The following is a 21,966-nucleotide window of genomic DNA, read 5'->3' as shown; positions in this document are numbered from 1 at the left end:
CGCGTTTGTGCCTGCGAGCCCGGAACGGGTGAGGAACTTTCTGTTTGATCTTACTTGAGGAAACACCATGCCAATAGCACAGCTGTACATTCTTGAAGGGCGCACCGATGAACAGAAGGAGAACCTTATCCGGGAGGTATCGGAAGCCATGTCCCGCACCATCGATTCACCGATTCAGCGTGTGCGGGTCATCATCACCGAAATGCCAAAAAACCATTTCGGAATAGCCGGTAAACCTGCCAGTAAAGTCAGGCCCTAGACAGGTCTCCAGGTCAATGTGGATTGCCGGGGTATATTGTGAACAGATTGCCAGTACTATATCTGTCGTGTGAGACGAAAGCATTGGGCGGCGCCAAAGCCCAATTCAGTCTGCGCCGTCTGGTACCGAAGGGCGTTGTTGTGAACGATGTGGCATTGAACCTCGGCCCCGTTACTAATCAACTGGCCGATACAGAGTATTTCAGCAAAGCCAATGTCCAGGCGGGCAGGGAGAAGAACACCCAGCCGTCACTGGTGGTGGCGCGTGATTGACACCCCTTATCCGTGTTTGATTGGTTCGCATCCGATGATACAAATGAAATACTAGTTAGCAACCCAAACTGGCCGAGCACTGTATGCACTGAAGAAACAGATGGTGGAGCCCGTGTTAGGAATTATCAAACAGGTGATGGGCTTGAGACAGTTCTCGATGAGGGGACTGGACAAGGTGGTGGGCGAGTGGACGTTAGCCACGCTGGCGTGGAATGTGAAGCGGATAAACGTGTTGAAAATGGGCGCAGTGAGAGCCTTTCCCCCTCTCAAAGGCCGATCTGGTGTTCCTCAAGGTTACATAGAGGTCAACTTGGACTCTCTGATGACCACTAACAGGCAAACTTGGGAAGCCAAGCGAACGAGACAACTTTAAATAACGCCTGTCAGGTGCAAATCCGACAGGCTTCTAGAACCGTTTGATTTCCTTAGAAATTACCATTTTCTATCTTCGCTTTCAGCAACCCTCATGAATATCCGGCTTTAATGGAGAAGAAAAATGTCAAAGCACCTCGATAGTCACTTGCTTAGCAACGGCATAACTGCCTTTCTTTTCGGAGTGACGGGGCCCTTGGCTATCCTCATCACGGTGGGTCGTGATGGCGGCCTGAGTGATTTGGATCTTGCCTCCTGGATCTTCGGTGCCTACGGTCTCAGTGGGGTGCTGACTCTGTACTTTTGCTGGCGATACCGGCAGCCGCTTGGGATGGCTTGGACGATTCCGGGCGCGTTGCTCCTGCCATCGGCCCTCGACCACATGAGCTTTGCGGAAGTCATCGGGGCCTATTGGGTAACTGCTATACTCATCACCTTGCTTGGCTGGAGCGGACTCATTAACTGGTTGATGCGCGGCATTCCCATGTCCATCGTCATGGGGATGGTCGCCGGGGTTTTCCTGCCGCTGGGAGTCAAAGTGGTCACCGCGTTTACCGGTAATGCACTGCTCGCCACCGTAAGCCTCGGGGTCTTTCTGCTCTTTACTGCCTTGCCAGCGCTAGGGAGGCGACTGCCTCCAGTGCTGGCCGCGTTGCTCGCAGGTGGCACGGTAGCATGGACTACGGGCGGCATCGCGCCATTGGGAGTGGTGCCGACGCTGATGGCGCGTCCTATTGTGTACATGCCGGAGTTCTCGCTGCAGGCCCTAGTAGAGTTGGTCATCCCGCTCATGATCACTGTTCTGGGTATTCAGAATGCACAGGGCTTTGCGGTATTGCAGCAGGTCGATCATCCACCGCCCATGAAGGCTGTTACGGTGGGATCCGGGCTGGGCTCAATGCTGTTCGCGCTGGTCGGTTCGGTGCCCGCCTGTCTTACCGGGCCGACCAACGCGATACTCGTGTCCAGCGGTGCGCAGCATCGGCAATGGGTCGGCGGCATGGTCTTCGCGATCCTAATGATTATTTTTGGCCTGTTTGCACCGGTTGCAACTGCCGTTGCGTTGGCGCTACCGCTTGCCTTGGTTGGGCTAATCGGCGGACTTGCCATGATCCGGGCGCTGCAGGGCGCTTTCCAAGGCGCCTTTTGTGGCGAGTGTCCACTTGGTGCTCTGGTCGCCTTTGTAGTGTCGGTGGCCGGTGTCCCTATCCTGAATATTGGCGCTCCGTTTTGGGGTCTCGTGTTCGCCTTGATAGCGTCCTGGCTACTCGAGCGTGACAGCCTGCGAAGGGTAATGATGGCAAACTAGTGTCCTTTAACGAAAGTTCGTCGAATAAATTGTAGTTTAAGGTTATAATTGCAGAAAGCATTGACGGAGCTACTGCAATGGGCCGACCCGTTGTTCCTTTGATCATTACAAATGAAGAACGCGATGAGCTTCAGTCGTGGGTTCGGCGGCGACAGATGCCGGCAGCCGAGCAGCAACGCGCACGAATGATCCTGTTGAGCACTGAGGGCTTGCCCGGACGAGTGATTGCCGAGCGAGTGGGTGTAACGGCAGAGACCGTCAGTAAGTGGCGTAAGCGGTTCGAGCAGTTTCGTGTGGCGGGACTGACAGACGCCCCGAGAAGTGGCCGGCCACGCAGTATTAATGACGACAAGGTAACAGACGTTATCAACAAAACGCTTCAATCCAAGCCCAAGGATGCGACCCACTGGTCTACCACGCTGATGGCCAGGGAAACCGGGCTCAATGCCATGGCCATCAGCCGGATCTGGCGGGCGTTTGGGTTAAAGCCTCATCGTCTGGAGACCTTTAAGCTCTCGACTGACCCCCATTTTGTGGCCAAGGTTCACGACATTGTCGGGTTGTATATGAACCCGCCTGACCGGGCGATGGTCCTGTGTGTGGACGAGAAAAGCCAGATACAGGCGCTGAACCGCACTCAGCCGGCGCTTCCGTTGTCGTTTGGTTACTCCGAAACGCGAACGCACGATTATGTTCGCCATGGCACTACCACTCTGTTTGCAGCCCTGGACGTTGCCACTGGCGAGGTCATCGGACGCCTGCACAGGCGACACCGTGCCAAAGAGTTCCTGGCGTTTTTAAATGAGATTGACCGGGAGGTCCCGGAAGATCTGGATGTTCACCTGGTCATGGACAACTACGGGACTCACAAGACAGAAAAGGTACGAGCCTGGTTCGCCGCAAGGCCCCGCTATCACGTTCATTTCACGCCAACATCAGCATCGTGGGTCAACTTGGTGGAACGATTTTTTGGCCTGATCTCGGAACGTTGGATCAAGCGCAACTCGCACCGAAGCACTCGTGAACTGGAGGCTTCCATTAAAGACTACCTGGCAAGATACAACGACGATCCCAAACCTTTTATCTGGCGCAAAACAGCGGATCAAATCATTGCATCAATCGCTCGTCTTTCCGATAAGCTGAATAATAAGACGAACCTTTGTTAAAGGACACTAGTATCCCGTCTGGGTAATCCGTTTATTTATTATCAATAATACTCAGCTTTGCTCGCGCCACTGAAGTCATAATCGATTCTGCACTCTTGTGCCAGCGGAACGGCTTTGCCAGTTTCTCATTATGAGTTTGGATAAAGCGACGAATCGCCTTCTTCAGTTCGCCGACACTGGTAAAAATGCCACGGTACAAAGCGCGGCGTTCCAGTTGACCAAACCAGCCCTCCACGGCATTCAGCCAAGAGGCGCTGGTTGGTGTGAAGTGAAGCTTGAACCGGGGATGCTTTTCCAGCCAGGCTTTCACTTCTGGTGTTTTGTGAGTCGAGCTGTTGTCCAGAATCAGATGAAGGTCCTGCTCTTTCGGTGTTTCTCGATCAATTTGTCGCAGAAAATCGAGAAACTCTTTGGCGCGGTGACGTTGTGTAATGCGCCCAATCACTTCGCCGTTCAGGATATTCAGGGCCGCATATAAGCTGGTCGTCCCGTGCCTCTTGTAATCGTGGGTACGGCGCTCGATCTGGCCGGGTTTCAGTTGCAGCTTTGGTTGAGTGCGATCCAGTGCCTGGATCTGCGTTTTTTCGTCAACCGATAGCACCAGCGCGTTATCCGGCGGATTCAGGTACAGGCCAACGACGTCGAAAACCTTCTCAGCAAAGTCCGGATCATTGCTTATTTTGAAGGTTTTCAGCCGGTGCGGTTTCAGGTCAGCGGCTTTCCAGATCTGATGCACTTGCCAACGACTGACACCGGCATATTCGGCCATCAACCGGACGCTCCAGTGGGTAGATTCCTTCGGCAGCTTTTTGACCGTGTCATCAAGAATCGACTTGACCTTTTTCCGGTCCAGCTTCCTGGGCTGTCCGGGCCTTGGAGCATCTTGCAGGCCACTCAGACCCTGCTTGATATAACGGTTACGCTACTTGAAAACGGTAGGCGTACTGGTCTCCAGTCGCTCGGCCACCGCTTTCGGTGATTCGCCAGCATTCAGAGCCAGAACGATCCGAGCGCGTTGAACAAGATTCTGACTTAATTTGCTTGTCCGTAACCAGCCTTCCAGCTCCAACTGATCATTCACGGTAAGATTAAAGGGTGCTGGTTTCCGCGCCACAACAGGATCTCCAAGCCGGTGAAAAACGACCCGAATTATAGCACATTTATGCTAAAGAATTACCCGGACGGAAAAATAGCAGTGGTTGCCTGACGGTTATCCCGTGTGATCATGAGGGTTTTTTCCGTTTCATTTTATTGAACTGCAATATGCGGATACTAACTGCATAAAAAGGATATCAACATCTGACAAAAAGCTTTTAAATGAAAACTCCGAAAAATAAAAATTGGAGCTAAAAATAATGAGTAAGTGTGTAACCTATTTCGCGGCATTAGCCTTAGGATTTTCTCTGAGCTTTTCCTCTAGTATTGCATTCGCATCTTCAGTTATAAAAATTGGAGTAATGCAACCATTATCTGGCGTATATGCAGGGCCGGGGCAGTCTGGACTTAACGGATTATTGCTCGCGCTGAAAGAATATGAAACCAATGCTCATCAAAATGAAATCGATTTAATCATACTCGATACGGAAGCTAAGCCTGCACGAGCACCCGAATTAGCAACCTCCTTACTCGAGCAGCACAAGGTAGATTTTGTTGTTGGGCCAGCTCACTCGGGTGTAGCAATGGGGATGATCAAGGTGCTGCGTGAAAAGGACACCGTGATGATAATTCCGAACGCCGGCGCTGCAGCGGCAACCGGCCCGCTGTGTTCTCCTAACATTTTTCGCACTTCTTTCTCATCCTGGCAGCCCTCCTACCCCATGGGCAAAGTCGCTCTGGAGAAGGGCTATAGGGATGTCTACCTGATTAGTTGGAACTACGGCATGGGCCGGGAAAGTCTCGAAGCTTTCGAGGAATCCTTTAAAGCTGGGGGCGGTAATGTCGTGAATAAGGTACTGTTGCCGTTCCCATCCGCCAATTTTCAGCCGCATATCAGTGACATCGCCGCCCAGGATCCGGACGCTGTGTTCGTTTTCTTCGCTGGAGGGGGGGCCGCCAAGTTTGTTAAGGACTACGACGCCTCGGGTTTGCGCGGCAATATTCCACTGTTAGGTTCCGGGTTTCTCACCGAGGGCACTCTGGAAGCTCAGGGTGAAGCTGCCGAAGGTGTGATTACAACCCTGCACTATGCAGAGCAGTTGGAGTTGCAAAAAAACCTTGAATTCCGAGAAGCCTTCCACAATGAGTATGGTCACTACCCGGACATCTACGCAGTTCAAGGATATGACGCCGGTCAAGCTATTAACATGACCCTCAATGAGCTTAATGGAGATGTAAGTGACAAAAGGGCGGTGATTGATGTCATGGAAAAGTTGACCATTGACAGTCCCCGTGGAGCTTTCACCTTCTCTCGGGGTCACAACCCGATACAGAATATTTATCTGCGGGAAGTAATAGATGGTGCCAATGTAGTGACGGGCCTGGCCGCTGAGGCTCTGGAGGATCCGGCCCGAGGCTGCAAATTATAATATTGCTCCCTATCACAACTCTCTCCCTCCTCTGTGCTATTCGCAGGCGGCCAGGGGGGGCTTCTTAGCCTTTTCATTCTTTATTGTGGTGAAGTGTCATTGGGGTATTTTATGACAGCAGAACTCATTATTGTACAAGTTCTTAACGGCATCCAGTATGGCTTGTTACTGTTTCTGATTGCCTCGGGGCTGACACTGGTACTTGGCGTCATGGGAATCCTTAATTTAGCCCATGGTTCAATGTATATGGTGGGTGCCTACTTGATGTGGTACTTCGTGACGGTTACCGGCAGTTTCACCGTTTCGGCGGCGCTTTCGGCTACCATTGCCCTTTCTCTTGGCATCCTTATCGAACGTGTTCTGATACAGCGATTTTATAATCGTAACCATCTTGACCAAGTACTGGTCACTATTGGGATGATTTTTGTTTTCAATTCACTTCAAAGTATCCTGTTCGGTAACGATCCTTACGGTGTTCCGGTGCCTGATGCCCTGGACGGTGGCATTCCCTTAACGAATAACTCCACCTATGCTGTTTACCGCATTTTTGTAGCAGTAATCTGCGTCGGTATTGCCGGGCTCCTTTATTTTGTGATCGGGCGTACCCGTTTAGGCATGATGATCCGCGCCGGAAAATCAAATCGCGAGATGGTAGAAGCTTTAGGCGTTAACATCAAAAGTCTCTACACCATTGTGTTTGCATTTGGAGTCATGCTCGCCGCTATCGCCGGCATAATCGCCTCACCCATCAGCTCTATTGTGCCTGGTATGGGCGAGAGCGTTCTGATTACCTGTTTTGTGGTCGTAGTGATTGGCGGAATGGGTTCAATTAAAGGAGCTTTTATTGCTGCCCTATTAGTGGGACTGATAAGCACCTTCTTCTCGATACTCATGCCCAGCATGGCAAATATGATTATCTATATTTTTATGATCCTGGTGTTGTTAATTAAGCCTCAGGGCCTGTTCGCCAAGTAAGCGGGAGCCGATCATGATTTTCGAGAAACGAACCGAGCGTATCATCGTTCCGATATTTTTTATATTGGCTCTATTTGTGCCACTGTTTTTGGACGCCAATTCTTTTTTTGTTAATAAAGTATCGACCATCATCATCATGTCCATTTTTGTTATGTCCCTAGATTTTCTGGTTGGGCGCGTTGGCTTGATCACCTTGGGACACGCGCTTTTTTACGGTCTCGGAGGGTACCTTTTCGTGATTTTGTCGCCGGAATACGAAGTCGTAAACTTTTGGGTCTACACTTTCTATATATGCATTATTTCGGCCCTGATCGCATTGGTGATAGGTGTGGTGGTACTCCGTACTACCGGCATTTACTTCATCATGATCACTCTCGCGATCTCCCAGATGGCGTTCTACTATTTCTTTGATTCGCTCAAATATGGCGGCGACGATGGTCTCTATATTTACATGACGCCTGAGACGAGTATCTTCGGCTTGAGCTTCCTGAATCTGGATGACCCGCAGCACTTTTACTATCTGGCGCTGTTCTCCCTGTTCAACACCCTGGTGTTCTTCAAGGTGGTGCTGCGCTCCCGCTTTGGCCGCATTGTCGAGGCCACCAAGCAGAACCCGGATCGTACCGAGGCCCTGGGCTACAATATCTTTGCTTTCCGCCTTACCTGCTATGTGATCGGAAGCACTCTGGGCGCCTATGCCGGCTTCCTGTTCGCCCTGCAATATGGCTTCGTGAATCCGTCCTTCCTGGCCTGGGAAATGTCCGGCACAGCGCTGGTCATGTCCATCCTCGGCGGACTGGGCACCATCTATGGCGCCATCCTTGGCACCTTCACCTATGAGGGCCTGCAGTACTTCTTTGAGCACCTGACCGAGGAATGGCTGCTATTCATGGGCTCGGCCATCATCCTGATGGTCATCCTGCTGCGCAAAGGTATTGCCGGCTATCTGGAAAAGCTTCTGGAGAAATAACCATGGTTAATGACATCGTTCTGGAAACAGAAGCCCTGAGCAAGTACTGGGGCGGCATCAAGGCCCTCAACGACATCAGCCTGCAGTTCCGGGACCGGCAGCTGCACGGCGTGGTGGGCCCCAACGGCGCTGGCAAAAGCACGCTGCTGAATATGCTCTGCGGCACCCTTAAGCCCACCTCCGGCTGTATCTTCCACAAGGGCCAGCGGATCGACACTCTTAAGCCCTGGAGGTTTGTCCGGCGCGGCATTGGCCGCAGCTTTCAGAAGACCAACATCTATCCAGAAGTGACCTGCCTGGAGAACTGCGCGATCTCGGCCCAGCGTCGTTTTGGTGGCAACTTCAACCTGATCGCGTCCCGCCATAGCAACAAGCTAGTGCGCAAGGCTGCTGAACAGGCCCTCGCGCAGGTAGGCCTCGAGGACCGGACCTACACCCTTGGGGTCGAGATTTCATACGGCGAGCAGCGGCAGCTGGAAATCGCCATGGTGCTGGCCACCAGCCCCTGCATCCTGTTGCTGGACGAACCCATGGCCGGCATGGGTCACGAGGAGTCCCAGCGCATCATCAAGTTGCTCAAGGAGCTAAAGAAAACCTACTGCATCGTACTGGTGGAGCACGACATGGATGCCATTTTCGAGCTGTCGGACCAACTCACGGTACTGGATAACGGCAGCCACCTGATTACGGGCACAGTGGATGAGGTACGGGCCGACCCACGAGTGAAAGAGGCCTATCTGGGCGTGGACGAGGAGCAAGCGGCATGAGCACGGCACTACTGGCACTCAAAAACATCAACACCCTGTACGGACGCAGCCACATCCTGCACGACCTGTCCTTCCGGCTCGAAAAGGGGCAGTCCATGAGCCTGATGGGCCGTAACGGTATGGGCAAGACCACCACCTTGAAGTCCATTCTCGGCATCGTTCCGCCTCGCAGCGGCCACGTGTATTTTGACGGCGAGGACATCGGCAGGTTACCTACCTGGAAGCGCATGCGCCGAGACATAGCCTATGTACCCGAGGGTCGGGGGATGTTCCATAACCTGACCGTGAAGGAGCACCTGCAGATGGCCGCCCGCCCGGGCAGCGACGGCCAGATCGGCTGGGACTACGACCGTATAATGGAAACCTTCCCGCGACTGCAGGAACGGCTGTCCAACATGGGCACAGAACTGTCCGGTGGCGAGCAGCAAATGCTGGCCATCGGCCGTGCCTTGGTCACCAACCCGCGCCTGATGATCCTGGACGAGGCCACCGAAGGTCTGGCACCCCTGATTCGCCAGGACATCTGGAACGTGATTGCCACTATCCGGGAGTCCGGTATTTCCACCCTAGTGGTGGACAAGAACATCAAGGCTCTCAAGAAATTGTGTGACCGGCACGTGGTGTTGGTCAAAGGCAAGGTGCACTTTGACGGAAGTTCAGAGGAAATTGACCGGAACTTGGAAAGGGTTGAAAGCGCGCTAAGCGTATAGTTCAGGAATCAGATAATAAATATGGATGAATGTTCTTGGTGTACATTGGTAAAACAAAAAGAGGAAGTAAAATAATGAAATATCGCAAGTCTCTAATCATGTTGGTAGCCGCATTCTGTTTTGGCATCGCGCCCGTAACGCATGCGATTGATCTTGGTAACTTCAACGATACATCTTTCAGTATAGGAGGGTTTCTCAAGGCTGAGGGCATCTTCGAAAATCCCGAAAATGGGGACAGCCGAATTTTTGGCCGCGCGAACCAAAGCCGTTTCAACCTTAAAACGGTCACCCAAAAACAGGGGCACACAGTGGTAGGCTTCATAGAAGGGGACTTTTACGGTGGCGTATACCCGGGCGAGAATAATGACTGGCGTCTGCGACACGCTTTTATTAAAATAGACAATACGACTATTGGTCAGACTTGGACCGGCCAGTTTTGGGCCGTGGCCTTTACAGATTATTTAGATTTTTTCGGAGGTCCGCGTGGTACACTAGCGGGTAATAACTTCCGCACCACTCTAGCCAGCTACCAGTTTCAGGGGCTTCGAGTAACTGCCCAAGATCCGGTTTACGCTGACGCCGATACTCCTGATCTCGCTATCAATTACGATCTGAACCTGGATGGCGGTCACAGGGTCATCCTGACCGCAAGTGGCCGAGAAGTGGACAATGGAGACTTCGTCGCCGGTGGTGCAATCGGTACCAAAGTTATGCTGGGCGTTCACAGCCTCAACCTAAATGCCCACTATGGAGAAGGTCTGGGTGCGTTTACTGGTGTCGGTGTGAACGGATCTCTTTCGGACGAATTGGAAAATGGTGAAGCCGTGAGCCAAACTGGCCTAAATGCCGGCTTTCGTTATGTCTTCAACAACCAGTGGCGAGCCAATGTATCTTATACTATGGTGGAGGTAGACGATCAGGCAGAGACCAATTACGAGAGTTCGCGGATGAACCTAATTCATAACATTTTACCAGAGTTGGAGGTTGGGGTTGAGTGGCGTAAGTATAACTTGGCTTTTGGGCCGCTAGCTCCAGAAGGGCAGCAGGTCGAAGTGATGGCTAAGTACGCATTTTAAACGTGGTGAATTGAGCTATATTCTGTCTAGTCCTGAAAGAGGTTTACACTTATTTCTATCTAAACGCCCGGTGCATCGCGTCGGGCGTTTTGTATTTGTGCGCCAGGCATGGCGCGTAGCGCCTTGACGGGCGCTGTTCCGGTACAGGTGGTGCTGGCCGGGACTGGTCCACTGCCGGCCGGCTGGATGATGACGGTCAGCCAATCACAGAATACGACGAGCATGGTCATCCCAGCTATCTGAGCGAGAAAGGGGACTTCCGCCACGGCGAAAATGTCGTGCCAACCTACGCCTGGTTTGACGGCACGGTGAAATACACCCTGGTGGATGAAGAACTCGACGTGGCTCATCCTCCGGTTGAAATCAACCGCATTGAGGGCAGTCCGGAGGATCCGAGCTCCCGCATCTGGCCGTTCAAAGTCATGCAGGGCAAGCAGCCTTACGACACCGAACGGAAAACCCTGCTGGCCACCCACGTGTTTGGTGCCGATGACAGTTCTTTGTGGAGCATTTTCAGCTGGCCCAGGGCGCTCAAGGCCGGCAGCGAGATGTCCGGAATGCCCTTCAGCGGCAGCTACGACTTTATCGAAACCACCATGCACTGGCCCATAACCCACATGGTGCCACCGTCTGAAATGGCCCTGGATTGCGCTTCCTGCCATGCTGAAAACAGCCGTCTAGCAGGTCTTCCCCGCATCTATATGCCAGGGTACAGCGGCAACATCTGGCTGGATCGTATTGGCTGGTTGTTGGTAGCCCTGACCTTGATCGGCGTTGTGCTGCATGGTCTGGCAAGAATTCTTCTGAAGGGGAGGAAACAGCCATGAGCCGGGTAATGATCTACAAGCGTTTCGAACGGTTCTGGCACTGATTCCAGGCCCTGCTGATCTTCACGCTGCTGTTTACCTGATTCGAGATTCACGGTAGCTATTCCGTGATTGGTTTCAGCGAGGCGGCGCGGCTGCATACCCTGGCCGCCTGGTCATTGATCATCCTGTGGCTGTTCGCCATTTTCTGGCATGTCACCACGGGTGAATGGCGGCAATACATTCCAACCCGGAACAAACTGTTCGCGGTGATACGCTACTACCTGATCGGGACTTTTACTGGTGAGCCGCATCCGTACCGGAAAACCACCCGGGCCAAACACAATCTGCTCCAGCGTTTGGCCTATCTGTTTTTCAAGCTGATGATTACACCGGTCATCTGGCTCAGTGGCCTGCTCTATCTTTTCTACAACGACTGGCCCGCAACGCTATCCAATGCCCTGGAACTGGAAACGGTGGCACTGGTTCATACCGCAGCGGCCTTTGCCATGCTGGTCTTCATCATTGCCCATGTGTACATGGCAACCATGGGCCCCAGGCTCACTAGCCTGATCAAACCCATGATTACCGGCTACGAGGACCTCGAGGAGCACCATTGAAGAGGCATTCGCTAATCTTCGATGCAAATCGCCCGGCGCTGAACCGCCAGGGCGGTCTTGCCGATAAGAACTGCGATAAGCAACGTAAGCAGGCCAAGAAGTAAAACACCAAGCCCTTTGAAGAACACGAGTTGAAGCTCCTCGTACATTACGAAAGTGGCGATCGTCATGGCTGCCATTGGGAACGAGTACGCCCACCAGGAAAGAAAGAATTCTAGTCGGAGGAACCTGGAGGCTTGGGTCATCAGCATCAGGGTCAGAAAGATCGCATCGTAGTAAAGCACCCGTCCAAATGCGTTCACTTCGCCAACCAGCTGGAACCAGGAAATGAAACCCACGGCAGGCGGGGCGATCAAAATGAACAAAGTGGGCAGGAGTTTAGCCGGAAGCGGCTGATGGAAAAACATCCGGTAGAAAATGATGGTTAACAAAACCAACCAGAAAACCAGGCCAATGCTGAAGAAGAACCACGAGATTTCCACAGATGCATGCTGCACGCCTGCAATGGGTACGAGTATGTTACCTACGATGGGGATAAACCAGGCCGGGTTGATGTGGGCAACTTCAAAGTGGGTCTGGTGCAACCAGGCTGACAAAACATAGAGCGTGAAGCCAAGGTGAAGGGCCGCGCCAATGCTCCAAAGAATGAGTGACACAGCGCCATTGTAGGGTAACAGCGCGATACTCAATAGAATCAGACCAATCGATATGGTCGGGAAGAAGTTCAGTTTGACCGGATGGGCAAACTCCGCTTTTACTGCGCCGGGGTATTTCATGACCTTGGCCAGATAAAGCATTAGCAGAGCAACAAACCCGATGATGGTTAGCCCGAGCAATATAGGGCTTGGCTTCCAAGAGATTCCAAGCAAGCCTTCCGCGCGATGCCAGGCGATGGTAAATCCGGTCATTCCCATCACAACGGCGAACCATGAAATCGGAAAATTTTGCAATCGGGAAGGCCGAACTTCCGTCATCCGTCCACCTCCTTTTCTGAAGACTCAACCAAGGTTGCCCCGTACACCCGGGGCAACCCGAACCTCAAGGCTCAGAACGTGAACGTGCGCATCTTCGGGTTCAGCATCTGGCCGGCCATTTCCGACGGCATTGCAACGCCGACGCCGTCAATCAGATCGTCCTTGCCGTAATCGCTGTTCGGAAGATACAGCGCACAGACCTTCGCCTTGCCACCCTGTTTGAGCAGGCCTCGCAGCATCTGCCCCGGAGTGACACCTTTCGGTTTGAGGGCGGGAGCTTCATAAGTCTTCAGCGCCAGGTCACCGGCCTGATCGCATAGCAGTACATTAACTTTTGCCCCTTGCTTGGCCATGGTGTTAGACAGGACCATCGCCATACCCTGGGTCTGTAGGGAATCGCTGGACAAGATTACAAGCACTTCCTCAACAGCGCCTTTGTGGCTGTCGGCATGAATGCTGAACGGCGCGACTGCTAACAGGGCAGCGGCGGCAAGGGCTTTGAATAATTTGATCATGGGGAGCTCCTCTTTGATGGATCAAAAGGCTTCAACGCGAAGGTATCTAGACAGGATTTAACCGTCAGTGACAAAGTCACTTAAGCTGGTCGATGAATCTTCAGTTCAAAAAAAGCCGGGCGTTTTCAGCCCGGCAAAGGGGTTGTGTGCTCAATCTCCGGGTTCATTCCCAGGCGGCACCCTCAAGTGCATCCAACGGAATCTTCAAGTATCGTTTGCCGTTGGCTTCGGGCTCCGGGAGCCGTCCACCCCGGGTGTTGACCTGCAGCGCATGAAGAATCAGTTTTGGCATCGGTAGCTCGCTGTCACGGGTGTTTCGAAGCTCTACATACTCGGCTTCTGAAGTCTCAGCCAGATGCTTGTTGGCCTGCTTCTGCTCTCCAACGGTGCTTTCCCATTCGGGTTCACGGCCGCCGGGTATGTAGTCGTGACCTGTGAACAGCCGAGTCTCATCAGGCAGGGCCAGAATGGCCTGGATGGAGTCCCAGAGTTGATGGGCATCGCCCCCGGGGAAGTCCGCACGGGCGGTGCCGAAGTCCGGCTGGAAAATGGTGTCGTGGACAAAGGCCGCATCACCGATCATATAGGTGACAGAGGCGAGCGTGTGGCCCGGCGAAAACATCACACGCCCATCAAGATTGCCAATCCGGAACTCGTCGCCAGCACGGAACAGTTGGTCCCACTGTGAGCCGTCGGCCGGGAAATCGGGCCAGTTATAGATGCCTTTCCACAGTTCCTGAACGCCAGTCACATAGCCACCGATCCCGGTCGGAGCGCCGGTCTTTTCTTTCAGGTACTGGGCTGCCGAGAAGTGGTCGGCGTGCGGATGCGTGTCCAGAATCCACTGCACCTCAAAACCCTGCTCCTGCACATAAGCCAGCAATTCATCGGCGTGGTGCGTGGCCGTTGCGCCGGACTTTTCATCGTAATCTAGCACCGGATCAATAATGGCACACTGCTTCGTCTCCGGATCGCTGACCACGTACTGAACACTGAATGTGCGGGGATCGAAAAAACCCGCGACATCGGGAGTGCCCGGGTGTTTTGCGGGTGATTGTTGGAAAGTCCTCATAATTGCGTCCTCCTCAACGCTGAAAAAGCGCCTTTGATTTGGTTATAACGATATATCTGAAAGATTTTAAGGGCTAATTGATACGAGGCATTGAGCCAATGAGGACAACCTAACGGTGCTAGATTTGGGTGGGTGGGGGTGTGCGTCGATTCGATGGACTCAGTTCGAGAGGATATGGACTTACGCGATACGCGTGACATACCCCAGCCTCAAAGGGAGGCGATTTTCGAACATTGACTGCTCAATTCGAATGTTCGCTTTGCGACCGTAGTGACCTCAATGAATCTTCTTTGCCGGAGGTGCTTTGGTCTCATGCAGTGCAAAGGTCAAATAGCGATCGCCCCAATTTCTTTCCGAAAGTGCCAAAATGACCGCTGCCCTTTTGCCCTCAGTTCCGTAATCTACTCGCCTTGGTTCCCCTGAACAACGTCCTCAGATTTGTCCGGTTGGGCCTGTCCCGAATTGGACAGCTTTGGGGTATTACCGATTAGAGTTCTCGGAGCGATCATGCTCGCAAGCCAGGTCTTGGATTGACCAGAATCGGAGTGCCCGTCACCGGGTCCGGAAGGAGATCGCAGCGGACGCCGTAGACTGCCTCGATCAGATCGGCTGTCACCACTTCGCCCGGGTTTCCCTCAGCCACAATACGACCTTCCTTCATTGCCACGAGGTGATCCGCATATCGACAGGCACTGGCCAGATCGTGGATAACCATGGCAATGGTCTTGCCCTGGCGGGCCAGCGCGCGAATCAGCTCGAACACCTCGATCTGATGGCCCAGATCCAGTGCGGACGTGGGTTCATCCAATAACAGCAGCGGTGTTTCCTGGGCAATGGTCATGGCGATCCAGGCGCGTTGCTTCTGGCCTCCGGACAGGGTATCCAGGGCGCGGTCTGTCAGTTCCGTCACATCGGCGGCCTGGATTGCTGTGTCAAAGGCGCTCTGGTCGCGGGAGGACCAGGCTTTCATCCAGCCCTGATGGGGCTGCCGGCCAAAGCGGACCAGATCACCCACAGTCAGGCCTTCAGGCGCGGTGTTGTCCTGTGGCAGCAGTGCCAGTTTCCGCGCCACGTCCCGGGAGGGCAGCCGGTGGATGTCCTTACCATCCAGCAGAACGAGACCAGTACTGGGATTATGAATCCGGGCCAGGCCATTAAGTAGAGTCGACTTGCCACAACCGTTGGGTCCGACAATGGCTGTGACCTTGCCGGGGGGGAGCCGAAGACTCAGATCTTTCGCAACAGTGAAATGGCGATGTGCCAGGGTAATGCCCTCGGCGGCCAGGGTCGCTGAATCGTTCGGGGTCATGTCAGGCTCCTTGGGGAAGGCCTCAGCAGAATCCACAACAGATAGGGACTGCCGATGATGGCTGTGACGATGCCGACCGGGATTTCCAGTGGCGAAAACAGCGTGCGGCCAACCACGTCCGCCACCACCATGAAGGTGGCCCCAGTCAGGGCCGAGGCGAGTAACGGTATCTTGCCCGGGCGGCAAAGGGTGCGCGCCAGTTCCGGGGCGAGCAGGGCGATGAGCCCTACCGGGCCGCAGACAGACACCGCCAGGCCAGTAAGTATTACGGCAAAGCCCAGGCCCAGGAGGCGGGTAATCCTGAGCCGGGTGCCCAGATTGATCGCCACGGCATCGGAAAACTGTAGAGTGTTCAGTGCACGGCTGATACCCAGCAAAATCAGATATCCGGCGACCAGCCCAATGGCCAGAACCTGAACACTCTGGCCTGAGCGGGCGTTGAGGCTACCCACCGTCCACGGGTAGGCGGCGTTGGCCGTATCGATGGCGACCCGGCTGAGCATCACCTGGGTGACGGCCCCGGCGATGGCACCTATGCCGATGCCCGCCACAATAAACCGATAACCCCGTGTGCCATTGGCGCCGGCGAGGCCGAAGGCAATCGCCGTTGCCGCGGCGGCGCCGGTCAGGGCCATGGTAGAGGGAGCCAGGGCGATGCCCGTGCCCACCACCGAGGCGACGGCAAAGGCCGTGGCGGCGTTATCAATACCGATGATGCCGGGCGTGGCGAGACGGTTCCGTGCCAGTGTCTGCATCAAGCAGCCGGCCATGGCCAATGCACCACCACTCAACAACCCCGCCGCCACCCGACTCAGACGCAACTCGTGGACGATGAATGTGGTCATGGTGTCAGCGTTTCCGGCGAGGGCCTGCAGTACGTTCAAAGGCGCAAGCGCAATAGTGCCGAGGGAGAGTGAGGTGATGACTGCGAGTAGCATGAGCGCCAGCAGGCAACAGTTGGTCAGGGCGGCGCGTTTATCCGGTAGGTTCATGGTCATTTTCGTGTCACAGGGCCGGCATACGCCCGGCGCGGACAATCGCCAGCAGAACCGGCGCCCCGATCAGTGCAGTGACGACCCCCAGGGGCAGTTCTGAGGGCGCGGCAATGAGCCGGGAGACAACATCTGCCCCGAGGACCACGGCCGGTCCGATGGGTACGCACAGCCACAGGGTCTTGCGGATGTCCGGGCCGGAGAACGCCCGGGCGATGAAGGGCACGACCAGCCCCACAAAAATCAACGGACCGGCCAGAGCGGTGGCCGAGCCCACGAGCAGGGCGACGGTAACAGTAATCAGAAATCGGACCCGGCCCGGGTGGTGGCCAAGACCCACGGCTGCTTTCTCACCTAGAGCCATGGCGGCGAGGGGTCTGGCCACCACTACCGTCAGCAGCAGTGCCACCCCGATGGCCGGCAGAGTCGCCTCCAGCAGGTTCAGGGATTTGCCGGCAATACTGCCGGTGATCCAGAAGCGGATCTCGTCTGCAGCCCGTTGGTCCATCAACAACAACATGGAAGTCAGCGCCAGCAACAGTCCGGTCAGGGTCGCCCCGGCCAGAACCAGCCGGACCGGGTCGTTACCGAGTCCCTGCACGCGGGTGGCCGCAATCACCAGTGCGCAACCGGCCAGAGCACCCAATTGGGCAACCAGCGTGGTCAGGGTGGCGGTGGTGGCACCAAACAGAATGGCCACGGCAACGGCAAAACCGCTGCCGGCACTGACGCCCAGCAGCCCCGGTTCTGCCAGTGGATTTCGGGTCATGGCCTGCAGCAGTGCGCCAGCCAGACCCAGGGAGAGTCCCGTCACCATTCCGATCACGGTCCTAGGTGCCCTCAGCTCCGCAACCACAAAACGGGCCTCGGCGCTGCCCTTGCCGCTGATCACGGCCAGGGCATCGGTCACCGAAACCGGGCCGGCACCATAAATCAGGCTGGCGAAGGCCACCACCAGCAGCAAAAAACCTGTCGTGGACAACTTCAGGAAAAGAGCGCGGGACGCAACAACGCTGTGAGAAACGGAATAGTTCAAGGTAACGGGTTTCAACGGTGGCTAGTGCTCATTGCCGCTTCAATGTCATCGAGAATCGCCAGAGCTGCCAGTGGCCCGGTGGCGCTGGTCCACAGCTGGCCGCTGACCGTCACCACACGTTCTTCCTGCACCGCGTTGAGGCGGGCAAAGGCCGGTGACTGACGGGCGGCTTCGAGGGCTTTGTTGCCATCGTCGTTCAGGGTGGCCAGAAACACCCAGGTCTGATCCATGCGCGACAGGTTTTCAAGGCTCAGCGGTTCACTGTGTGGACGCCCCGACTTGACCAGATCGTTGTCGGTGACTTCGAAGCCGACCGCCTGAAGCAGGGAAGCGGAGAACAGTCCTTCGGCCATCACTAGGGGACCTTGCGGCATCCAGCGCACCAGGGTGGCGTCGCGTTGGTCGGCGGGAATGGTGGCTGCCAGCAGCTGCGAGACCTCGTTAATCCGATCTCTAACCCTGGCGATGATGCGTTCGCCAGCCGCTTCCCGGCCAAGGGCCTTTGCGAACAGTCGGGTTTCCCGCTCCCAGCTATCTGCCTGAAACAGGGGCACGTTGGAAACCACGACCGGCGCGATGCGTGACAGTAGCTGATATTGCTGTTCGTTGGTCTGAGGTGCCGCCAGGATCAGGTCTGGTCGGGCGGCGATCACGGCTTCGATGTTGGTCTCCGCGGGTGCCCCGACGATGGCAATCTCGCCCGCCTGGGGCTTGATGTAGTCAGCCACATCGCTGTCGCCCCGGGTAATCACGGCTCCCACCGCATTGGCGTTGACAGCAAGGGCGGTATCGAGAGCCCCCTCATACAGGGTCACCACCCGTTCCGGTTTGCCTTCGATGGCTACAGTGCCGAAGGTGGTATCGACATGGCGGGAATCGGCCAGGACCGGAAGGCTTGAAACGCCCACCAGAGCAAGGCTCGCGAGCAACTGTCCGGCCAGTCGCAAAGTACGGTACGTAGGCATGGAAAAACTCCAGAATGAGTCGGCTATCAGATGGCCAAGTGTTAATAAGCTAGCGATCTAATTAATGATAATTGTTCGCATTACATTTTGTAAGGTGCTAATTTGGCACAGACAGTTGCAGAATCTGGAACGGAACAGTCGATGTACGATCTCAAAGAGCTGGAAGCATTTGTTTCTGTGGTAAAAACCGGGAGTCTCACGGTCAGCACGCGGGAGCTGAACCTGCCCAAATCCACCCTAAGCCGGAGAATCCGGGGCCTCGAAGATAATGTGGGGCAGCCATTGCTACGTCGTGAGTCACGACGCATAACCCCCAATGAGGCCGGGAGGGTGTTCTACCGTTACAGCAATGAGATCTTGGAGCTGGCACTTCAGGGGCGATCGGCACTGGATGAACTCAAGGAGGAGGTCAGCGGTAAACTGATTTTGTGCTGCCATGAGGCTCTGGTACGGGGCTGGTTCTCGGAACTGGTGGAATCCTTTATGACGCGGCACAAGGATATCAGGGTGTCGATTCAGACCCAGAGCGTTTTTCCCGAGACGGTGGACGACGGAGCGTGCGTGTGGCTGGGCGGTTGCGGCGAAACTACCCTGCGGCTGGAACCATTGGGTCAGTTGTCACAGGGTATCTATGGCAGTCCCGGATACTTTGCCCGTTATGGCGTTCCTGAAACCCCTGGTGATCTGGCCCGCCATGCGTGGGTAGACATGATCGGCAGTGGCGACACCGGGGCGGTCCTTCAGCATCCCCGACAGGGATCTTATCCGTTGAGCCTTCCGGAAACCGCTTTCACCGTGGACCAGTTCGTCGTGCAGGGCGATGCCATCGCCAAAGGTCGGGGGTTGGGTCTGATGCCGCACTGGCTTGTCGAGCGACGGCTCGAGGCTCACCCGGGAACATTCGTGCCATGTTTGACCGAATGGCAGGGGCCGGTATTGCCGGTCTCCCTGGTCTATCCTCATGGCATCCTGCCTAGACGCCTACGCGCGTTTATCCACCATGTCAGGAATGTCGTGCCGCCGGAATGGTGGGCGCCTGACGCCGCTCAGCGATCACGTGCTGTCCCGAATTCCGGAACACACCATCCCACCCATTGATGACTTACCTTGTGGTAATGTTCGCGCCATTGATAATTGTTCGCATTTGGTAGCCCCTGTCGATTAATCGCGAGACGCTGGCGAAATGCGAACCGAACATTGCAAAAATAAGGAGTTCATCATGCGTCGTCGTTATCCCGCGCTCGCCTCGGCCATTGCGCTGGCTGGTGCCAGTTCTGTTGTCCTGGCCCAGTCCGAGCCGTTTGAGTTAGGGGAGATTGTCGTTACTGCCTCGGGATTTGAGCAGAATATCTCGGATGCGCCAGCCAGTGTTTCCGTCATTCCCGGCGAGGAATTGAACAAGCGCAGTTACACTGACATCACCGACGCCGTGAAAAATATCCCTGGGGTTTTCGTAAATGGCGGTGGTAACTCCCAGGACATTACCATCCGGGGTATGACCGAACAGTACACGCTCTACCTGGTGGATGGCCGACCGGTTTCGGCAGGTCGGAACATCAATACCAACGGGCAGGACGGGGGTAAGCAGATCGCCTTGCCGCCCGCTTCCATGATCGAGCGGATCGAAGTGATTCGCGGGCCCATGTCCTCCCTTTATGGCTCCGAGGCCATGGGTGGCGTGATCAATATCATCACCAAGAAGGCCACGGGCGAGTGGTCCGGTTCGGTGTCGACCGAATACACCCGGTCCTTCTCTGATCTGAATGAAGATTCCCGCCAGACCACGCTGTTTGCCGGCGGCGCGCTGGTGCCGGGCTTGTTGGGTCTGCAGGTCAATGGATCTGTTGCCGACACCGAGGAAAGCCAGTTCATCGGAGGCGACGACAATGCCGAAAGCACGCCGGACAGCACCCGCAAACAGGGTGGAGCGAAACTGATCCTGACGCCGGATGCCCAGAACGAATTCGAGCTGGGTTACACCGCAGCAGAACTGGAGTACATCCACAATCCGGGTGTCAGCATACCGCTGATGGGGCGGAGGGGCCCGAATGAAGCCACAAGTTACACATTCCACAAGGACGTTTACCAGCTTGGCCACAAGGGCACCTACGGCAATCTGACCCTGGATACCTATGTTCAGCACGATGTGTCCGAACGGGAGCGCCAGCTTGAGAAAAAACGGGAAGAAGTGTCCACCTTCAATACCCAGGGCACCTATCTGCTGGGGCAGCACATTGTGACCTTCGGTGGCCAGTACCGTTATGAGGACCTCACCGACGAGACCAATGGCCTGCTGGGCCTGGTACCGACCGCCACCAGCAACGTGGACCGCTGGATCGGCGCCCTGTTCGCGGAAGTGGAATGGTCGGTGCTGGAGGATCTCAATGTGACCACCGGGGTACGTTACAACGACGACGAACTGTTCGGCGGCCACGTCACTCCACGGATCTACGCCAACTATCGGCTGACTCCGGAATGGACCCTCAAGGGCGGTGTATCTACCGGCTACCGGCAGCCGAGCCTCCCAGATGCCACCGAGGGATTCGGCCGGCCCACAGGCGGACCCAACTCGCCCGCACCCCATTCCCGGGCGCTGATCATCGGTAATGAGGATCTGGAGCCGGAGAAGAGCACCAGCTTTGAAGCTGGCTTCGTGTTCAACAGCTTCGATCATGACCTGGATGCCAGCGCGATGCTGTTCCGCACCGAGTTCGATGACAAGATCTCCGAATTCCGCTTCTGCGGCCCGGTCGGTGATTCCGAAGATCCCACCACCTGGACCTGCCCCTACCAAGGCAATAACTACTATTTCCTGAGTACTCGGGAAAACATCGACGAAGCTGTGATGCAGGGCCTGGAACTCTCCCTGGACTATGGCATTACGCCATCATTAACCCTGAGCACCAGCTACACCTACACCGAATCGGAACAGAAAACCGGCGATTTCCAGGGCGAACCCCTGAACAAGATCCCCCGGCACATGGCTAACCTGGGATTGGACTGGCAGGCAACGGCGATGCTGAACCTGTGGCTTGACGGCAATGTCCGTGGGGAAACCAGCGACTTCCTCGACCGCACCAGCATGGAAGACGGTACACCCGGCTACGGCTTCGTGGACGTGGGAATGGTCTATCAGCTCACCGACAATGCGCGGATCAAGGCCGGTCTCTACAACGTCGGTGACAAGGAAGTGACAACCGAAACCTACGGCGTGGTTCTGGATGGCCGCCGCCTCAATCTTGGCCTCGCGGTCGACTTCTAAGAAGGATGCATCGA

The 21,966-nt window shown here is 55.3% G+C and carries 20 protein-coding genes and 3 pseudogenes; 15 read left to right on the top strand and 8 right to left on the bottom strand.

What is annotated here, in order from left to right:
* The first annotated feature begins 67 nt into the window (after nt 1-67).
* The 5 genes and pseudogenes from ABNF92_RS03725 to ABNF92_RS03705 all read left to right on the top strand — a co-directional run bounded on the left by ABNF92_RS03725 (nt 68) and on the right by ABNF92_RS03705 (nt 3,378).
* On the top strand, nt 68-259 hold the full coding sequence (locus tag ABNF92_RS03725) for a 2-hydroxymuconate tautomerase (protein WP_349343480.1): 192 nt from the start codon (nt 68-70) through the stop codon (nt 257-259).
* A 38-nt stretch (nt 260-297) separates the two neighbouring features.
* Nucleotides 298-531, top strand: a complete 234-nt coding sequence (locus ABNF92_RS03720; protein ID WP_349343479.1) for a hypothetical protein — start codon at nt 298-300, stop codon at nt 529-531.
* A 31-nt stretch (nt 532-562) separates the two neighbouring features.
* Nucleotides 563-769, top strand: a pseudogene (locus ABNF92_RS03715) (transposase); the annotation flags it as partial.
* 258 nt (nt 770-1,027) lie between these two features.
* Nucleotides 1,028-2,212 carry a benzoate/H(+) symporter BenE family transporter gene (locus tag ABNF92_RS03710; protein WP_349343478.1) on the top strand — a complete coding sequence of 395 codons (1,185 nt, stop codon included), beginning with the start codon at nt 1,028-1,030 and terminating at the stop codon, nt 2,210-2,212.
* A 77-nt stretch (nt 2,213-2,289) separates the two neighbouring features.
* The gene (locus tag ABNF92_RS03705; RefSeq protein ID WP_349343477.1) at nt 2,290-3,378 is read left to right on the top strand and encodes an IS630 family transposase; all 1,089 of its coding nucleotides are present in this window, start codon (nt 2,290-2,292) and stop codon (nt 3,376-3,378) included.
* Nucleotides 3,379-3,409: 31 nt separating this feature from the next.
* Here ABNF92_RS03705 and ABNF92_RS03700 read toward each other — a convergent pair.
* A pseudogene (locus ABNF92_RS03700) lies at nt 3,410-4,492 on the bottom strand (IS630 family transposase).
* Between the two features lie 241 nt (nt 4,493-4,733).
* On the opposite strand from ABNF92_RS03700, the gene ABNF92_RS03695 reads away from it, so the two are divergent.
* The 8 genes and pseudogenes from ABNF92_RS03695 (at nt 4,734) to ABNF92_RS03660 (ending at nt 11,827) form a co-directional block, all read left to right on the top strand.
* Nucleotides 4,734-5,903, top strand: coding sequence for an ABC transporter substrate-binding protein (locus ABNF92_RS03695; RefSeq protein ID WP_349343476.1), 1,170 nt, complete (start codon nt 4,734-4,736; stop codon nt 5,901-5,903).
* Nucleotides 5,904-6,014: 111 nt separating this feature from the next.
* Nucleotides 6,015-6,878, top strand: a complete 864-nt coding sequence (locus ABNF92_RS03690) for a branched-chain amino acid ABC transporter permease (protein ID WP_349343475.1) — start codon at nt 6,015-6,017, stop codon at nt 6,876-6,878.
* A gap of 13 nt (nt 6,879-6,891) precedes the next feature.
* Nucleotides 6,892-7,848, top strand: a complete 957-nt coding sequence (locus ABNF92_RS03685) for a branched-chain amino acid ABC transporter permease (RefSeq protein ID WP_349343474.1) — start codon at nt 6,892-6,894, stop codon at nt 7,846-7,848.
* A gap of 2 nt (nt 7,849-7,850) precedes the next feature.
* Nucleotides 7,851-8,615 carry an ABC transporter ATP-binding protein gene (locus ABNF92_RS03680; protein WP_349343473.1) on the top strand — a complete coding sequence of 255 codons (765 nt, stop codon included), beginning with the start codon at nt 7,851-7,853 and terminating at the stop codon, nt 8,613-8,615.
* On the top strand, nt 8,612-9,325 hold the full coding sequence (locus ABNF92_RS03675; RefSeq protein ID WP_349343472.1) for an ABC transporter ATP-binding protein: 714 nt from the start codon (nt 8,612-8,614) through the stop codon (nt 9,323-9,325). The genes ABNF92_RS03680 and ABNF92_RS03675 overlap by 4 nt, the downstream gene beginning before the upstream one ends.
* A gap of 74 nt (nt 9,326-9,399) precedes the next feature.
* Nucleotides 9,400-10,401 (top strand): porin, encoded by a 1,002-nt coding sequence (locus ABNF92_RS03670; RefSeq protein WP_349343471.1) that lies wholly within the window; start codon nt 9,400-9,402, stop codon nt 10,399-10,401.
* 170 nt (nt 10,402-10,571) lie between these two features.
* Nucleotides 10,572-11,228 (top strand): annotated as a pseudogene (locus ABNF92_RS03665) (cytochrome C); the annotation flags it as partial.
* Between the two features lie 107 nt (nt 11,229-11,335).
* Nucleotides 11,336-11,827 (top strand): cytochrome b/b6 domain-containing protein, encoded by a 492-nt coding sequence (locus tag ABNF92_RS03660; protein WP_349343470.1) that lies wholly within the window; start codon nt 11,336-11,338, stop codon nt 11,825-11,827.
* 11 nt (nt 11,828-11,838) lie between these two features.
* Here ABNF92_RS03660 and ABNF92_RS03655 read toward each other — a convergent pair whose 3' ends face one another.
* The 7 genes from ABNF92_RS03655 to ABNF92_RS03625 form a co-directional block, all read right to left on the bottom strand.
* Nucleotides 11,839-12,801: an SLAC1 anion channel family protein gene (locus tag ABNF92_RS03655; protein WP_349343469.1), complete on the bottom strand. Its 963-nt coding sequence runs from the start codon at nt 12,799-12,801 to the stop codon at nt 11,839-11,841.
* 71 nt (nt 12,802-12,872) lie between these two features.
* Entirely contained in the window at nt 12,873-13,316 is a 444-nt protein-coding gene (locus ABNF92_RS03650) for a hypothetical protein (protein WP_349343468.1), read from the bottom strand.
* Nucleotides 13,317-13,479: 163 nt separating this feature from the next.
* The gene (locus tag ABNF92_RS03645) at nt 13,480-14,388 is read right to left on the bottom strand and encodes an MBL fold metallo-hydrolase (protein WP_349343467.1); all 909 of its coding nucleotides are present in this window, start codon (nt 14,386-14,388) and stop codon (nt 13,480-13,482) included.
* Between the two features lie 505 nt (nt 14,389-14,893).
* Nucleotides 14,894-15,697 (bottom strand): ABC transporter ATP-binding protein, encoded by an 804-nt coding sequence (locus ABNF92_RS03640; RefSeq protein ID WP_349343466.1) that lies wholly within the window; start codon nt 15,695-15,697, stop codon nt 14,894-14,896.
* The gene (locus ABNF92_RS03635) at nt 15,694-16,689 is read right to left on the bottom strand and encodes an iron ABC transporter permease (protein WP_349343465.1); all 996 of its coding nucleotides are present in this window, start codon (nt 16,687-16,689) and stop codon (nt 15,694-15,696) included. The genes ABNF92_RS03640 and ABNF92_RS03635 overlap by 4 nt, the downstream gene beginning before the upstream one ends.
* A gap of 13 nt (nt 16,690-16,702) precedes the next feature.
* On the bottom strand, nt 16,703-17,725 hold the full coding sequence (locus ABNF92_RS03630) for an iron ABC transporter permease (protein ID WP_349343464.1): 1,023 nt from the start codon (nt 17,723-17,725) through the stop codon (nt 16,703-16,705).
* An 11-nt stretch (nt 17,726-17,736) separates the two neighbouring features.
* Complete coding sequence (locus ABNF92_RS03625; protein WP_349343463.1) at nt 17,737-18,690, bottom strand: iron-siderophore ABC transporter substrate-binding protein; 954 nt, start codon at nt 18,688-18,690, stop codon at nt 17,737-17,739.
* Nucleotides 18,691-18,831: 141 nt separating this feature from the next.
* Between ABNF92_RS03625 and ABNF92_RS03620 the strand changes: the two genes are divergently transcribed.
* Together ABNF92_RS03620 and ABNF92_RS03615 are read left to right on the top strand one after the other, a co-directional pair.
* Nucleotides 18,832-19,788, top strand: a complete 957-nt coding sequence (locus tag ABNF92_RS03620) for a LysR family transcriptional regulator (RefSeq protein WP_349343462.1) — start codon at nt 18,832-18,834, stop codon at nt 19,786-19,788.
* 121 nt (nt 19,789-19,909) lie between these two features.
* On the top strand, nt 19,910-21,952 hold the full coding sequence (locus ABNF92_RS03615) for a TonB-dependent receptor (RefSeq protein WP_349343461.1): 2,043 nt from the start codon (nt 19,910-19,912) through the stop codon (nt 21,950-21,952).
* Nucleotides 21,953-21,966: the final 14 nt, after the last annotated feature.

It is taken from the genome of Marinobacter sp. MMG032 (genome assembly GCF_040112695.1).
Lineage (GTDB): Bacteria > Pseudomonadota > Gammaproteobacteria > Pseudomonadales > Oleiphilaceae > Marinobacter > Marinobacter salsuginis.
Note: the sequence above shows the minus strand (reverse complement) of the source record. Positions and strands in the feature narration are given on the sequence as shown.

Excerpts from the sequence above, each read along its gene's own strand:
- ABNF92_RS03620 (WP_349343462.1), top strand. The coding sequence starts at position 18,832 with ATGTACGATCTCAAAGAGCTGGAAGCATTTGTTTCTGTGGTAAAAACC.
- ABNF92_RS03690 (WP_349343475.1), top strand. The coding sequence starts at position 6,015 with ATGACAGCAGAACTCATTATTGTACAAGTTCTTAACGGCATCCAGTAT.
- ABNF92_RS03695 (WP_349343476.1), top strand. The coding sequence starts at position 4,734 with ATGAGTAAGTGTGTAACCTATTTCGCGGCATTAGCCTTAGGATTTTCT.
- ABNF92_RS03725 (WP_349343480.1), top strand. The coding sequence starts at position 68 with ATGCCAATAGCACAGCTGTACATTCTTGAAGGGCGCACCGATGAACAG.
- ABNF92_RS03670 (WP_349343471.1), top strand. The coding sequence starts at position 9,400 with ATGAAATATCGCAAGTCTCTAATCATGTTGGTAGCCGCATTCTGTTTT.
- ABNF92_RS03645 (WP_349343467.1), bottom strand. The coding sequence starts at position 14,388 with ATGAGGACTTTCCAACAATCACCCGCAAAACACCCGGGCACTCCCGAT.
- ABNF92_RS03685 (WP_349343474.1), top strand. The coding sequence starts at position 6,892 with ATGATTTTCGAGAAACGAACCGAGCGTATCATCGTTCCGATATTTTTT.
- ABNF92_RS03615 (WP_349343461.1), top strand. The coding sequence starts at position 19,910 with ATGCGTCGTCGTTATCCCGCGCTCGCCTCGGCCATTGCGCTGGCTGGT.
- ABNF92_RS03675 (WP_349343472.1), top strand. The coding sequence starts at position 8,612 with ATGAGCACGGCACTACTGGCACTCAAAAACATCAACACCCTGTACGGA.
- ABNF92_RS03650 (WP_349343468.1), bottom strand. The coding sequence starts at position 13,316 with ATGATCAAATTATTCAAAGCCCTTGCCGCCGCTGCCCTGTTAGCAGTC.
- ABNF92_RS03625 (WP_349343463.1), bottom strand. The coding sequence starts at position 18,690 with ATGCCTACGTACCGTACTTTGCGACTGGCCGGACAGTTGCTCGCGAGC.
- ABNF92_RS03680 (WP_349343473.1), top strand. The coding sequence starts at position 7,851 with ATGGTTAATGACATCGTTCTGGAAACAGAAGCCCTGAGCAAGTACTGG.
- ABNF92_RS03655 (WP_349343469.1), bottom strand. The coding sequence starts at position 12,801 with ATGACGGAAGTTCGGCCTTCCCGATTGCAAAATTTTCCGATTTCATGG.
- ABNF92_RS03705 (WP_349343477.1), top strand. The coding sequence starts at position 2,290 with ATGGGCCGACCCGTTGTTCCTTTGATCATTACAAATGAAGAACGCGAT.
- ABNF92_RS03710 (WP_349343478.1), top strand. The coding sequence starts at position 1,028 with ATGTCAAAGCACCTCGATAGTCACTTGCTTAGCAACGGCATAACTGCC.
- ABNF92_RS03635 (WP_349343465.1), bottom strand. The coding sequence starts at position 16,689 with ATGAACCTACCGGATAAACGCGCCGCCCTGACCAACTGTTGCCTGCTG.
- ABNF92_RS03640 (WP_349343466.1), bottom strand. The coding sequence starts at position 15,697 with ATGACCCCGAACGATTCAGCGACCCTGGCCGCCGAGGGCATTACCCTG.